This is a genomic window from Stenomitos rutilans (assembly GCF_059505485.1).
Map to the genome: position 1 here is coordinate 413,044 of NZ_JCACKR010000090.1, position 14,491 is coordinate 427,534.

The 14,491-nt window shown below is 48.7% G+C and carries 9 protein-coding genes; 4 read left to right on the plus strand and 5 right to left on the minus strand.

Annotation, left to right across the window (positions count from 1 at the left end; translation table 11 throughout):
• Positions 1–59 precede the first annotated feature (59 nt).
• The 4 genes from AC5JLP_RS17970 to AC5JLP_RS17985 form a co-directional block, all read right to left on the minus strand.
• Positions 60–731, minus strand: a complete 672-nt coding sequence (locus AC5JLP_RS17970; protein ID WP_496069304.1) for an ABC transporter ATP-binding protein — start codon at positions 729–731, stop codon at positions 60–62.
• Positions 732–1,449: 718 nt separating this feature from the next.
• On the minus strand, positions 1,450–2,715 hold the full coding sequence (locus AC5JLP_RS17975) for an ABC transporter permease (RefSeq protein WP_496069305.1): 1,266 nt from the start codon (positions 2,713–2,715) through the stop codon (positions 1,450–1,452).
• Between the two features lie 30 nt (positions 2,716–2,745).
• Positions 2,746–4,218 carry an efflux RND transporter periplasmic adaptor subunit gene (locus tag AC5JLP_RS17980; protein WP_496069306.1) on the minus strand — a complete coding sequence of 491 codons (1,473 nt, stop codon included), beginning with the start codon at positions 4,216–4,218 and terminating at the stop codon, positions 2,746–2,748.
• Positions 4,219–4,800: 582 nt separating this feature from the next.
• Positions 4,801–5,625: a tetratricopeptide repeat protein gene (locus tag AC5JLP_RS17985; RefSeq protein ID WP_496069307.1), complete on the minus strand. Its 825-nt coding sequence runs from the start codon at positions 5,623–5,625 to the stop codon at positions 4,801–4,803.
• 638 nt (positions 5,626–6,263) lie between these two features.
• Between AC5JLP_RS17985 and AC5JLP_RS17990 the strand changes: the two genes are divergently transcribed.
• The 4 genes from AC5JLP_RS17990 to AC5JLP_RS18005 all read left to right on the plus strand — a co-directional run bounded on the left by AC5JLP_RS17990 (position 6,264) and on the right by AC5JLP_RS18005 (position 13,011).
• Complete coding sequence (locus tag AC5JLP_RS17990) at positions 6,264–7,754, plus strand: polysaccharide biosynthesis/export family protein (protein ID WP_496069308.1); 1,491 nt, start codon at positions 6,264–6,266, stop codon at positions 7,752–7,754.
• Positions 7,755–7,888: 134 nt separating this feature from the next.
• The gene (locus tag AC5JLP_RS17995; RefSeq protein WP_496069309.1) at positions 7,889–10,171 is read left to right on the plus strand and encodes a GumC family protein; all 2,283 of its coding nucleotides are present in this window, start codon (positions 7,889–7,891) and stop codon (positions 10,169–10,171) included.
• Between the two features lie 283 nt (positions 10,172–10,454).
• On the plus strand, positions 10,455–10,970 hold the full coding sequence (locus tag AC5JLP_RS18000; RefSeq protein WP_496069310.1) for a YdcF family protein: 516 nt from the start codon (positions 10,455–10,457) through the stop codon (positions 10,968–10,970).
• Between the two features lie 289 nt (positions 10,971–11,259).
• On the plus strand, positions 11,260–13,011 hold the full coding sequence (locus AC5JLP_RS18005) for a protein kinase domain-containing protein (RefSeq protein ID WP_496069311.1): 1,752 nt from the start codon (positions 11,260–11,262) through the stop codon (positions 13,009–13,011).
• A 117-nt stretch (positions 13,012–13,128) separates the two neighbouring features.
• Here the strand turns inward: AC5JLP_RS18005 and AC5JLP_RS18010 are convergent, their stop codons facing one another.
• A complete protein-coding gene (locus tag AC5JLP_RS18010) occupies positions 13,129–14,121 on the minus strand; it encodes a ribose-phosphate pyrophosphokinase (protein ID WP_496069312.1) in 993 nt (330 codons plus the stop codon).
• Positions 14,122–14,491 lie beyond the last annotated feature (370 nt).

The window sequence follows — 14,491 nt, forward strand, 5'->3', positions numbered from 1 at the left end:
AGTTTGTGGACTGTGCCTCACATTAGCTTAAATTACAGGCCGCCCAATCACTGCGTTTCTCAGGAGACAATCAAACCATCCTTCACGTGAATCGTGCGGCTCGTTTGCGCAGCAATGTCTGGTTCGTGGGTCACGATGACGATCGTAATCCCCTGTCGGTTCAAATCAGTCATCAAGTCCATCACTTCTTGAGACGTTCTACTGTCGAGCGCTCCGGTCGGTTCGTCTGCCAGCACCAATGCAGGGCGGTTCACCAGAGCACGGGCGATCGCGACCCGCTGTTGCTGCCCACCTGATAGCTGATTGGGACGGTTCGACAGTCGTTCTGCCAGCCCCACTCTGGTTAGCGCTTCCATTGCCCGTTTTTGGCGTTGCGGCTTTGAGACGCTAGCATAAACCATTGGCAGCATCACATTGTCCAGCGCAGTCGATCGCGGCAGCAGGTTAAATTGCTGAAACACAAAGCCAATCCGCTGATTGCGAATAAACGCCAGTTCATCGTTATTCAACGTCGTCAGGTTACGACCTTCCAGCACATAGTGCCCACCGCTGGGTCGATCGAGGCACCCGATGATATTCATCAAGGTAGATTTACCGGAACCAGAGACCCCCATGATGGCGACATATTCTCCTTCCTCGATCGTTAGATCAATGCCCTTGAGTACAGGCACATCAATATCACCTAATCGATAGGTTTTGGTGATATTTTCCATCCAGATCATCGTTGCCATAGAGAAGGAGATGGGTGAGGAGTGAGGGGTAAGGAGTGAAAGTTTTGAGTTTTGAGTTTTGAGTTTTGAGTTCTTAGTTAACTTTGAGCATTACAGGCTAAGTTGAGCAGCTTGCAACCCAAGCTAAAGTTGTATGAGAATTCTTATGTTTAGACCATATATGTAGCGCAACTCTCATTCCATCTGATTAGAAGCTGTCCATTTTGTAAACGCTGCCGCACAAACTAAAATGAAGAACATCAATGCACTTCCAACAAAGGCTAAGCTTAGTGAAGTGAGATTCCAATCATACCTAGAGAGACCAACAAGCCTACTGTATAACCAAACGCTAGAAGCTATAAGAACAAGGACATTCCAATTCCCCTCCGGAGCCTTTTGAAATGTATATGCAGCTAATTCTAGAACTGACCAATCAGCTCTATCCAATGTTCTTATCGTCTGCCTCATTAGATTGACTACAGAAAAGAAGCTGATTGCTACAACAACAAGCAGCGTTAGTGAGGACCAATTCAATAATCTGTTAACAAAAGCATCTAGCATGTGTAGGTTCTCTTACATCAATGAGTAGTTTATACAGTTCTAAAGTACCCCTTACAGTGATGCTCACCACTATTAACGCATCAGCTACCAGGATTGATGGGTTACGCTACGCTAACACATCCTACTAGAGACTGACTCCTAACTTCTAACAACTAACAACTAACAACTAATAACTTCTTCACTCACTTCTTAATGCCGCGATCGGGTCAAGCTGTGCGGCATTGCGAGCAGGAATTACGCCTGCTACAAGCCCAATGACGAAGGAAAGTCCAAAGCCTGCGACGATCGACCAGACGGAGATAACAAAAGGAAATTTGAACAGTGTGGCAGCAAGCAAGGCAATGCCAATACCTAAGCCAATACCAAGCGCGCCGCCTGCGATCGACACCATCACCGCTTCGGTCAAAAACTGGTTCAGGATCGCGCTATTGGTCGCTCCGACAGCTTTGCGAACGCCAATTTCACGGGTGCGCTCCACGACCGAAACGAGCATGATGTTGGCAATGCCAATGCCGCCGACGACGAGCGAAATGCCCGCGATCGCGCTCACCATCACGGTAAATAGCCCCACAATATTGCTGAAGGCATTAATGATATCGGCCTGATTGGTAATGCGAAAATCGTCTGGCTCTGGCGGATAGATGTTGTGCCGAATTCGTAGCAAGTTAGTGACTTGAAATTGCGCGGCATCGAGCGTTGCAGCATCTTTCGCCTGCACCCAAAAGCCACTGACGGCCGTACCGTTGAGTGAGTTATTGCCAACAATACGAGCCGACATATTAGTCAGGGGAATATAGATGCGATCGTCCTGGTCTTGTCCGCCAACCGATCCCTTCGTTTCCATCACTCCAATGACATTGTAAAGCTCGCTTTGAACGCGGATTTGGGTACCGATCGCCTTGCCACGGGCACCAAAAAGTTCGTCTCGAATGGTACTGCCGATCACAGCAACCGGCCTGTCACTATCCAGATCTTCTTGACTAAAAAACTGTCCCTCTTGCGGGTGGATATTCTTCACATCGGGATAGCTTAAATCTGTGCCCAAGAGCGTTGTAGAGTCGTTTTGTCCTTCATATACGACCTGTACACCACGCTGTAAGTAGGCCGTCACACCCTGCGCGGCGGGCGCTTGTTTGGCGATCGCCTTCGCATCCTCCCAAGTGACGGTCGAAGCGGTACCCGTTCCCTGGCTGATGCCACCCGTGCGTGCCACGCCCGTTAGGACAAGAATCACATTCGTACCCAGCGCTTGAATCTGCTGTTCCGTTGCCTTTTGCACCCCTTGTCCAACAGACGTAACCGTAATGACAGAGGCAATCCCAATAATTACGCCTAGCATAGTTAGCCCGGTGCGAAGCCGATTACTCCACAATGCCTCCAGCGACATCGTGAGGACTTCCAGCAGGGAAACACTAGTGGGGTGAATGCGCGTAAGCTGTGCCATAAAACCTCCTAAAGTGGATGTGTACGCCTCTTAAGGAGGGCCACCAGGGGGACGGGGACCACCGCCACCGCCACCACCACTACCACCGCTACGACCGCCGCCACCGCCATTGCCGCCGCGTCCACCACCCATCCCTGGGAAGAGAGAGGGCGTTCTCGACTGGGGGCGATCGCCCTGTGGGAAACTCGTCAACACCCGTTCTCCTTCTTGCAGCCCAGAAAGCACGACCGTTTTGCCATCATCCGTCGATATGCCCGTTGTAATGGGGCGAAACTCAGGACGACGGCTTCCCTTTTGACCGCCAATTACCTGTACGCCACTCACCCCGTCTTGACGCACGATCGCTACCGTAGGGACGACCAGCACATTGTTTAAAGTGCCAACGTCGAAGTTGACGCTAGCATTCATCCCAGAGCGCAGAAGGTTTGCAAGATCAGAGACAGACGATTTTACTTCAAAGCTAGTGACGTTTTGCGTCACGGTTGACTGTGCTGCGACTTGAAGCACCTTGCCATCAAAGGTCTTACCGGGATAAGCATCCACTGTGATTTTGACAGGCTGACCGACTTTAATTTGGGCGATGTTTGTTTCAGCTACGTTTGCTGAAATCTGGTTGGTTGAAGCCAGGGCCAAAATCGAAGCGGAGGCTGAAGACGCAGAACTACCCGCTGTTGAAGGCGTAACGAAGGCACCCGGATCAGCATATTTCTTAGTGACAATGCCACCAAAAGGCGCGCGAATAACCGTGTCGTTTAGGTCTGCTTGAATGGTTTCCAGCGCCCCCTGCGCACTCAAGACCTGTGCACGCGCGGTTGCTACATCTTCTGGTCGAGACCCCACCTTTTGTAAATCTAACGCCTGCTGCGATTTTCGCACCACTGCTGCGGTTTGATCACGACTCGCACGAGAGGTGATGAGATCTCGCTGTGCCAGCGCCCCATCCCTGAATAGCTGCTGGTTTTGCTCAAACGTCGATTCTGCCGATGCCAGCGCCGCTCGGTCATTTGCCAGTTGTGCAGCAGCTTGGGCAACATCTTGAGGACGATTACCTGCAACAGTCTTATCAAGGTTGGCCTGTGCCTGTGCCAATTGCCCTCTAGCTTGCGTGTATTGACCTTGCAAGTTAGAAGCGTCCATATAGGCGAGAATCTGCCCTTCTTCCACTCGATCGCCCTCTTTGACCAGCAGTTGCTTCAAAATACCAGACGACTTGGGACTCACATTCGCCGATCGCTCAGGCAGCACGGAGCCATTAGCTGAAATCGTTACTGGTAGAGTTTGACGCTCTACCAATGCGCTTTGCACCTGGCGTCTCATCTCTCGTCGCTGTGCCGCTGTCATTTGATTAAAGACAACAAACCCGCCGCCTAAAATCAGAGCCAAAACCAACAGCCCTGCCGCCCATTTCGGTATTCCACGTTTGACCAGATTCTTCACCAGCTTGCTCTCCCCATCTAGCCGTTGTGCACGCTGCTCAAAACTAAAGATGCTTAAGTCAATCACTCCAATCAATCGACGCGCGATCGACGCTTCAGCAACAATCTGTACCTTTCTTAGACTGTATTACCGAATGCAAGGTTCAACCAGCGACTTTAATCCAGATTTAGAACGCTCACTTAAGGACTGCCAGACATCCCACAACCCCTACTTAAGTCCTATGCTGCAAACGGAGATGCCTTGAACCGACACCTGCATATGAGCAACCTCATGACAGAGCCATACTCCATCAAGAGACCAACAGCATGTGTTACCTACAGCCCTCTCACCACTAGCCACAGACAGAGACCTAAAGCCTAAGACATTTCTGTCACAGGGTCACAGGGCTTAAACGCGCTGTTTCCACAAGGTGGATGGGCCTCTACCTGTAGGCGACACACAAGATAGATACGGGCTGAAGGCGATCTCTGTACACAGTCGATCGACCCGTGTAACCAGTTCCGGAGTGGATAGTAGCAGGCACAGAAAAGCGAGATAGGCTGCCAGCTATTGCAAGCAGCTAACCAGATATGAGATAGCCAGAGAGCTTTGATGAAGAGAAATACCTATAAAGGTCTCCCGTACCGTTTAGCTAAAAGCTTAGCTGGATTACACGCGCTCGTTGAGCAAGGCAGAAAACCGCTCGTCTTCCCGAAGGGCATCAAAGTCGGAGTTGGTTCGAGCAATTTCACGATACTCGTCTGGGTTTAGCGCAACGGCAAGCTGCAAATTTTCAAGCGCCAGATCAAGGTTGCCTTGGAGTGCATAGCAGCAGGCTTTGTTGTAAAGAGTATGAGGACTGTTGGGGCACAGTTCCAGGGCCTTGTCGTAGCTTCTGAGTGCTGCCTCTAAATGCCCTAAATGGTAAAGAGCATTCCCTCGGTTCGTCCAGGCTTCTTCAAAATCAGGTCTAAACTCTAGCGCCTTGTCATAACTGGCGACAACTTTTTCAATGTGATCGAGTTTTCGTAACGCCAAGGCACGGTTATACCAAGCCCAGTAGTAGTCTGGCTTGAATTCAATGGCGCGATCGTAGCTCAGAACAGCATCATCATACCGCCCCAGATTGCGTAGTGAAATGCCCCGGTTATACCAGGCCCAGTAGTAGCTTGGTCTGAATCTGATCGCTCGGTCGTAGCTGTCGATCGCCTCACTGTATCGCTGCAAGTCGTCTAAAGCGCTGCCTCGGTTATTCCAGGCTTCTGGAAAACCCGGTTCATAGTCCAGCGCTTGGTCATAGCTCGCGATTGCGCTTTCATAGCGTCCCAGATGATATAGAGCGTTGCCCCGGTTATACCAAGCATCGGGGTTATCGGGCTGGAGTTGTAGCGCGCGATCGTAGCTGGCAACAGCAGCGCCAAAATCCTTCTGTTTATTTAGATAAAGCCCTTTCTGGAAAAAGAAGGCAGCTTCCACATCCTGAACGTGGCTCATAAGTCCAGTATCTCAATGATTTCCTGTGCTCAATATGCCCAAGAGAGAGAGCAGAGAAACAGGGGCATGAACTATTACGCCAAATTGGTTAAACGCCTAGAAAACCGACCTTAAGCGCTGGTTGCTCAAACTGAAGTCGGTAGACAGCTACATCCAACTTCAGCCACCCTGTCCTGTGCTTACAAGACAATACACCCTCAAGCCACCCCAATACACTACTGTACCTGGACACGATCATGATTCTCATGCTGTTCAGTACACCTTTTTAGCACCTTGGCGTCCTTTTAAGGCGATTTTCCGGGAGGCACTCGTACTTCTGGGAATACTGACAGTGGCGATCGTCGAAGGTTTTACGGCTGGCTCATTGATAGGTTAGCCTTTAGCAAAAGCAAAAAGCTCTTTTTTTGTGAAGATACGATAGAGACTCAGGCGATAAAACGAACCTGCGTCTATGATGACGGAGACCTGATTTCGACCTGAGCACTACGGAACTAACTGCAGGAGACTGACGCAAAACAAGCCATGAGACTGTTCAGTTTGATGCCCCTTGTGCTTGGCAAAAGCAAGTGACAAGAGCGGCAAATGCTATGAGCGGCAAGCGATGAGAGCAATTTTTCTTACCCGGATACATGAGAAGCATGGGACATACAGTTCCTTATAAGATAGTTCCTTATAAGCAATGCAACCGCTTACTTCCGTCGATGGCTGGCTTAGTCCTGCTGTCATTGATGCTGATTGTGGCTCCTTACACCGCAACCGCACAAGTGAATAGTAGTCCAGCGACTGCTTCAGGCAACTCGAATACCGACGCTGTTGAGTTCAATGATGCTTACACTCTCGCACCGGGCGATCGAGTTCGCATCGATGTCTTCAAAGTGACTCAGTACAGCGGCGAAAATCAGGTTCTTGTGGATGGTACCTTGAACCTTCCTCAAGTAGGGTATGTATCCGTTCAAGGCATGACCTTGAAAGAGGCCGCAGAAGCAATCTCAGCAAAGTATGCTAGCGTCCTCAGGTACCCGTTTGTCACGGTTAATCTCCTCACCTCAGCGGCAGTCAAAGTTGGCATTGCTGGTGAAGTCAATCGTCCCGGTTCGTACACCATTCCACCCGGAGAGGGTGGTTCGCAGTTACCAACTGTAACGCGTGCCATTCAACTAGCAGGTGGCATCACCCAGATAGCTGATCTGCGTAAAGTAGAAGTGCGCCGACTGTTGCGCTCAGGAACCAACCGGGTGATTCAAGTTAACCTGTGGGATTTTCTTCAAACAGGCAACCTCCGTCGCGATATTACCCTCCGCAGCGGTGACAGCATTTATATTCCGACTGTAACGCAGACCAATCTGGCAGAATCTGTTCAACTGTCAGCCGCGAGTTTTGCCGCTGATAAGAGTGTTCCGCTCAATATTGCGATCGTTGGAGAAGTCTATCGCCCTGGTCCATACACCGTAACGGCCTCCGCCAAAACTGGTGCCGCTGGTGAAACTGGTCAGACAGGCGGTGGTGGTAGTGAACGCCCCCCAACTATTACACGCGCCATTCAGGTAGCGGGTGGTATCAAACCCCAGGCAGATGTTCGTCGTATTCAGGTACGTCGCCTTGCCCGTAATGGGGTCGAACAAATCATCAGCATCAATCTTTGGCAGCTTTTGCAGTCGGGTGATCTTAACCAAGATCTGATCTTGCAAGACCGAGATACAGTTGTCATTCCAACAGCCACAGCACTCTCCGCCGCAGAATCAACCCAAATTGCTGCTGCCAGCTTTTCGCCCGACAGTATCCGCGTCAATGTGGTAGGTGAAGTCAAACAGCCAGGCGTGGTCAAGGTGCCCCCAAATACGCCGCTTAATCAAGCTTTACTTGCGGCAGGGGGCTTTAATATTCGTGCCAAACAGAAAAGCGTTGAGTTAGTGCGGCTCAATACAGATGGCACTGTAACTCGGCGAACGATCGCTATAGATTTTGCTCGTGGGTTAGACGAGCAGGGAAACCCCGCACTCCGCAACGATGACATTGTAGTCGTCAACCGTTCTGCACTTACAGTCTTCTCTGACAACTTAGGCTCTGTGTTAAACCCTGTGAATGGCTTTCTTTCTGTATTCAGCATCTTTAGAATTTTTACTCAATAGAGTTGCGAAGGAGTCAAACTGTATCGTATTCGAATCAAAGTTGCCTTTCAGTGTGAGATAGTCGCATCCAGATTATCATCTAGCAAGCAATAAATACTTGCGGGCCCCAGTCAGTACGTGTAGAGATCATCAAAATGGAGAATGAACGAACCTCTCAACCATTGGCAACCTCAGAGAATGGTAGACGCTTTCAGTGGTTGCCGTTAGCCAATTCAGCCCAAACGGATGATGTGGACGAAGGCGGCTTGAACCTGGGGCAAGTGGTCGCGACTCTGCGCCGCAGAATTTTCATCATTGCTGGAGTTACAACCGTTGTTACGTCACTCGCTTTACTGAAAGCTTTGACCAGCAAGCCACTTTATCAGTCCAGCTTCGAGATTTTAACCAAGCCTGTAACCGTTGAAAACCAGGTAATTTCGTCCGTTCCTCAAAGCTTGAGTAAAGAACAACAACAGCAACAATCGGCTGAAGCAAAAGGGATCGATGAAACAAAATTAAAGTTGCTAAAAAGTCCGATCATTTTATCGTCGATCGCCAAGCAGCTTCAGCTTAAGTATCCAGACATTGATGCGGACTCTTTAGCCGCAGGGCTGGTCGTTACAGGAACCACCACTAGCGAAATTCTAAGTGTGAGTTATCAAGATGGAAATCCTGATAAAGTCAAGGCAATCTTGTCTTTAGTGTCAGATGCCTATTTGAGATACAGCCTGGAAGAACGCCTGGCAGATGTTCGGCAAGGGATTGATTTTGTCAACGCTCAGCTTCCTCAACTTCAAAAACGCGTTGAAGCCATTCAAGATCAACTTCAGGGCTTCCGTCAGCAGTACAATCTCATCGATCCGGAGTCCAAGGGAAAACAGCTTACAGAACAAACAACGACTATCAGCCAGCAGTGGCTCGACACGCAGGTCAAATTAAACGAAGCGCGTGCGCTTTACCTGAACCTGAGCTTAGCTTTAGAACAGCAAACAGATGATTCTGCGGCTTCCACGGCCCTGAGTGACAATGCCCGCTATCAAAAATTGCTAAACCAAATTTTAGAAGTAGAAAGCCAGCGAGCAGCTGAATCGTCTTTGTACTTAGACAAAAGCCCAAACGTTCAAGTGCTGCAAACTCAAGAAAAAAACCTCCTTCCCCTATTGCAACGAGAAGGGCGGCGGGTACAGGAAGAAGTAGCGAGCAAAATTCGAGACTTAGAAGCTCGAAGCCGAATTTTAGCTCAAACTTCAACCGGGCTAAATCAGCAAGTGAAACAGCTATCAGCGATTTCCCGTCAGTACGTGGATATTCAACGGGAACTTACGATCGCGACTGAAAACCTGAATCAGTTTTTGACCAAGCGAGAAGCACTCCGCATTGATGCTGGGCAGCGAAAGACCCCCTGGCAACTCCTGACACCACCTACAGAACCGATTCCGTCTTCAGCCAATGTGAAGCGTACTGCTTTATTAGGAGCAATTCTAGGGCTTCTGGTAGGAATTGGCATCGCCTTGCTTCTAGACAAACTCAGCAATGTACTCCATACGTCAGAGGACGTTAAAACAACAACGAAGTTACCCATCTTGGGCGTCATTCCGTTCAATCCAGAGTTGGCTGCTTTAGAGACCTTGATTCCTTTGGATAAAGTTAGTTCTCTAACTGATATGGCTGGTCTAGTGCATCAAATGCGGCAACGCTTAGGTTTCAACAGCAGCAAAAGCCCACGTTACTATTCCGCCTCGCCCTTTCAAGAAGCGTTTCGATCGCTCTACGCCAATATTCTTCTGCTCAATCCTGATGAACGCATTCGCTCACTCGTCGTTAGTTCTGCTACACCTGGCGAAGGTAAGTCCACTACAGCAATTTATCTCGCACAAGCCGCTGCTGCTTTGGGTCAGAGGGTACTGCTAGTAGATGCTGACTTGCGTTTGCCTCAACTGCATAGCCGTCTAGACCTAGAAAATGGTGCTGGACTTAGCACAGTCATTGCCTCAGACCTGGATTTTGAGCGCGTTGTGCAGAAATCGCTTCTAGATAGCAATCTTTCTGTCTTAACCTCTGGTCAAGTGCCTCCAGATCCTACAAAACTGCTCTCGTCCAAAAAAATGCAGGGATTAATAGATCAATTTAACGCAGCCTATGACCTAGTCATTTATGACATGCCTCCTATTTTAGGATTGGCAGATGTCAAGTTGCTAGCACTCCGAACCGATGGCATTGTGATGGTTGTTGGTTTAGATAAAGCAAAGGCATCAGTAGTAACGCAGGCCTTAGAAACACTCAAACCAACCTCTATCCAGATCCTTGGAGTTGTGGCTAATGGGTCGAAAGAATTGATTCCAACCATGTACAACTCCTATCATCGCTATGGCTCTTCAGAGGCCATGAAGCGGGCTGATGAAGTCACCGAGACAGCGGTAAAGTCAGCAGGGGATTAAAGCCCAGTAACCACAAGGATAAAGACTTCTAGAATCTTTGTTTAAAGAATATATGGACGTAAAAAGCGTGAAAGAGTAACGAAACGTTTCTGCTATGAAAGTACTGATACTTTTGACATTAATTGGAGTAATTTGGCTCATCAGTTCGCGCCGTTATAGACATCGTTTTCTGAGACCGATCGCGATTCTAATCGTGATTTATTTGGGAGTAACCTCCCCTCTCGGTATATCGTTAGTAACTCAGGGTTTAACTGCGTCTTTACCGCCTGACTCAGGAGAGCCTGTGGATTCAATTGTTGTTTTAGGTCGTGGTGACGGCGTTCGTAACCGCCGGGTTGAAATTGCTGAACAGCTCTGGCGTGAAAAGCGGTCTCCTAAAATTTTTGCCAGCGGTATGTTAGATGCCGAATTTATAATTGAACAACTGAAAAACAACGGTATTGCCACTCAAGCGCTCAACGGCGAGCGGTGCTCTCAAACAACTGAAGAGAATGCCTTATTTACAGCCGCTGTACTACGTCCTCAAAACATACAAAAGATTTTGCTTATTACTGATCCACCGCACATGTTGCGATCGGTACTCTCGTTTCGGGCCTCTGGATTCACCGTCATTCCTCACACAAGTCCCTTGCCTTCTTATTGGGAGCCTGAACGTAGTGTTCCAGTGCTATTGCGAGAGTATACGGGTCTAGTTTCCTATGCTATTACTAATCGGTTTCGGCAGCGAAGTCCGTCTGAGCTAGAACATCCTCCCATTGATGTCATGATGAAACTGAAGACTTGGAACTGTAAGCTATAAATGCTTGGGGAAACACAGCTAAATCTTTTAAGTAGGAAGGCACCACTATTTTATGATGGTAAAGCCTTCTGGCATCCCCAAAAAAGCGGTAGCATTGCCCATGCAGATGTAAACCCTTTGGCATGGCTGCGCTAGGGGTTTTATGCTTCACCCCGACCTACGTCCATTTTAGATATTACACATACCTACTTAGAGAACAATTGGAGAAATATGTGCATTTCCCAAAATTTCACGTAAACTTTACGCAACAGAATGAGTTCAATTTACTTAGTACAGCTTGGCAATACACATGAGTGACTCTCCAGCCTTTTCTAATACGTCTTATCAAATTGAGAGGGAACTCGGTCATAATCGTGCCGGCGGTCGAGTGACCTATTTGGCAAAAGATACGCGCACTCAGAAGAACGTTGTCATCAAACAGTTTCAGTTTGCAAAAACAGGGGCGAGTTGGGCAGAATACGATGCGTACGATCGCGAAATTCAATTCTTAAAGCAACTTGATCATCCGGGCATTCCTCACTACATCGATTCATTCCAAACTCCCAATGGCTTTTGCATGGTGCAAGAGTACAAACATGCCACGTCTTTATCAGAGAACCGTAGCTTTAACCCAGAAGATATTCGACGTATCGCGATCGCAGCGCTAGAAATCCTGGTTTACCTTCAGAATCGGATCCCTGCTGTCATTCACCGCGATATTAAACCCGAAAACATTCTTCTCGACGCAAACGGCGCTGTTTATTTAGTCGATTTCGGCTTTGCGCGCGTCGGTGGGGAAGATGTTGGTGTAAGCAGTGTGGTCAAAGGAACGCTAGGATTCATGCCACCAGAGCAACTGTTTAATCGGCAACTGACAGAAGCCTCAGATCTCTATGGGTTAGGTATGACATTGATTTGTCTGCTGACTGGTACAAAATCTGACCGCATTGGAGATCTCGTTGATATTAGCTATCGTGTTAGCTTCAAGCACCTAGTGCCATCGCTCAACCTAAAGTGGGTAAACTGGCTAGAGAAAATGGTAGAACCGCGTTTGAAAGAGCGCTTCCCCAATGCGCTAGCGGCATTAGCAGCTACGCCTACATCCCCTCTACGGCCTCCCGATGCTCAGTTTAGTCAAGCAACCTTAAAGTTTCATGCTGCTTGTCCAGGCGATCGTCTGACTCAAGTGGTCATGCTTACTAACCCTATCCCAGAAACCCTTTTAGAAGGAAAATGGGAGATCGCACCGCATCCGCATGATCCTCCCACCGCTCACTACTGTTGGCTTTCCGTTACCCCTGACGCCTTCGCAGACAATCAGGTAGAATGCCAGGTAACGGTAGATACTCGCAAGCTCATGGCAGGAAAAACCTATCACCGTAAGCTGCTGCTGCATACCAACACCCTCGCAAAGACCTATTCGCTCAATCTTCAAATTCAGACAGCAGCAGCGCCTGCGAAATTTTCCCATCTACCCAAAGGTCTTTTGCTGCTCCTAGGGGCGGCTACTCTTATCGTGAATTGGTTGGTGGCTTCAGTTGTTCTGAGTATGGGTACAGTTGAGAAGTCAGTTTCTATGGCTGGCTTTGGGGCTGTTGTCGGTACCGCGATCGGTCTCGAATTTGCAGCCTGGTTAATGCGATCGGCAGGGGGGCGTACTGGCTCTACAACTTGCACGCTGGCTGCACTAGGAGTAGGAGCTGTGGCTCTGATAGAGGCACTTGCCAGTGATCTCACAGCAGCAGGGGCTGTCGTAATTTTAAGTGCAGGGGCAGGGGCCATGAATGGCGCTGTCACTGGAGTGATGGCTGGTATGACAGTAGAAAAGCTAATGGTCGGCGACAACCCCAAAGCCATTGCTATCACAACGGTTTTGCTTATTGCAACGGTAGGCTCCAGCATCGGTCTAGGCTTCGCGATCGGGTTTATGAACTTAGCCATACTCACGGTACTGCTCAGCAGCAGCCTTGCTCTAGGCACTTTAGTAAGTCACCTTTACTTAAAACGAGCCAATATGCTCTTCTCTCACCGAAAGACGGAACGCTACTTAATTAAGCCTTGAATAATTACCAGGCAGTTTGGCTTTATCTCCAGCTTCGCTCTTCATAGCTCTGAGGTGAAAAAGAGCTGAATGGCAGTCAGTCGTACACGAAGAGGCCTCACTATTTTGATGCTTAGCTTAATTGACCAGGCTACTGACAGAACTTTCAGTATGAATGCGGAAAATAGCTTCACCCAATAGTGTCGCCACTGACAAAACTTTCAGTTGAGGAAAGTGCTTTTCCACTGGAATCGGAATTGTGTTCGTTACAATTACCTCTTCCAATCCACTGGCTAGTACCCGTTGAATCGCGGGGGGTGAAAAGAGTGCATGGGTTGCGCAGGCGTAGATTCGGCTCGCCCCTTCCCGTTGGAGTATCTTTGCTGCTTCGCTAATAGTACCAGCAGTGTCGATCATATCATCGACAAGAATGGAAGTCTTGCCTTGTACATCTCCAATCACATTCATGACTTCTGCTTGGTTGTGTCCCTGGCGTCGTTTATCCACGATCGCCAATGGTGCATCATTGAGCCGTTTAGCAAACGCGCGGGCACGAGCAACTCCACCAATATCGGGGGAAACTACCACAACATCACAGAGTTGCTTCTTCTGGATATAATCGACCAAAGTAGGGCCACCGTGCAGATGGTCTAACGAAATATCAAAAAAGCCCTGTACCTGAGCTGAATGCAGATCTAGAGCGAGGACGCGATCGGCTCCAGCCTGTGTGATCAAGTTGGCAACTAGTTTCGCAGTAATAGATTCTCGACCGGCGGTTTTGCGATCAGCTCTAGCATAGCCGTAGTAAGGAATAACGAGTGTAATCTGGCGGGCTGATGCTCGACGACAGGCATCGGTCAGAACCATCAACTCCATTAAATGATCATTCACAGGTCTACAAGTGGGTTGGATCAGGAAAATATCGCACCCACGGATTGATTCCTGAACCTGCACATAAATCTCACCATCAGCAAATCGTTTACAAACAACCGGAGTAAGGTCAACTCCCAAGGATTGTGCAATTTCCTGAGCCAGTGGAGGATTGGCGGTACCAGCAATGAGGCGGAGGCGTTGGGGGTATGTCACCTTTGCAGGTTCGACAGGTAAGAGAACGGGCGCACATGGAAGCATAGGTCAAACCTTCACGGAATACTCTAAGATCATTTGCTTGCAATGAAGCTGTGCATTCACAAGCTTGTGTTGGCTCGTTTGCACAACAATCGCACGCTTCAGCGCTTGAGGCAAAAATGTGAGAACAAAATCCCAGTAGGCATCCCTAAGCAAGATTAGAATTAACTTCAAACACGTAGAAGCTATCCCGCTACTCCTAGTTTGCAATTTGCTGCAGGTTCAATTCCATTTTTCAATAGACTTCCGCTGACCAGTATCACTACTTTGAAGCTGAGCCGGGAGAAATACAAGCAAAATTATTATTCTTTGCATCAGCTTTATTCAGCTTGCACGCAATTTAAACTGCCAGTTATGCTTACTTGCACGGACC

Excerpts from the sequence above, each read along its gene's own strand:
- AC5JLP_RS17970 (WP_496069304.1), bottom strand. The coding sequence starts at position 731 with ATGGCAACGATGATCTGGATGGAAAATATCACCAAAACCTATCGATTA.
- AC5JLP_RS17975 (WP_496069305.1), bottom strand. The coding sequence starts at position 2,715 with ATGGCACAGCTTACGCGCATTCACCCCACTAGTGTTTCCCTGCTGGAA.
- AC5JLP_RS17985 (WP_496069307.1), bottom strand. The coding sequence starts at position 5,625 with ATGAGCCACGTTCAGGATGTGGAAGCTGCCTTCTTTTTCCAGAAAGGG.
- AC5JLP_RS17990 (WP_496069308.1), top strand. The coding sequence starts at position 6,264 with ATGGGACATACAGTTCCTTATAAGATAGTTCCTTATAAGCAATGCAAC.
- AC5JLP_RS17995 (WP_496069309.1), top strand. The coding sequence starts at position 7,889 with ATGGAGAATGAACGAACCTCTCAACCATTGGCAACCTCAGAGAATGGT.
- AC5JLP_RS18005 (WP_496069311.1), top strand. The coding sequence starts at position 11,260 with ATGAGTGACTCTCCAGCCTTTTCTAATACGTCTTATCAAATTGAGAGG.
- AC5JLP_RS18010 (WP_496069312.1), bottom strand. The coding sequence starts at position 14,121 with ATGCTTCCATGTGCGCCCGTTCTCTTACCTGTCGAACCTGCAAAGGTG.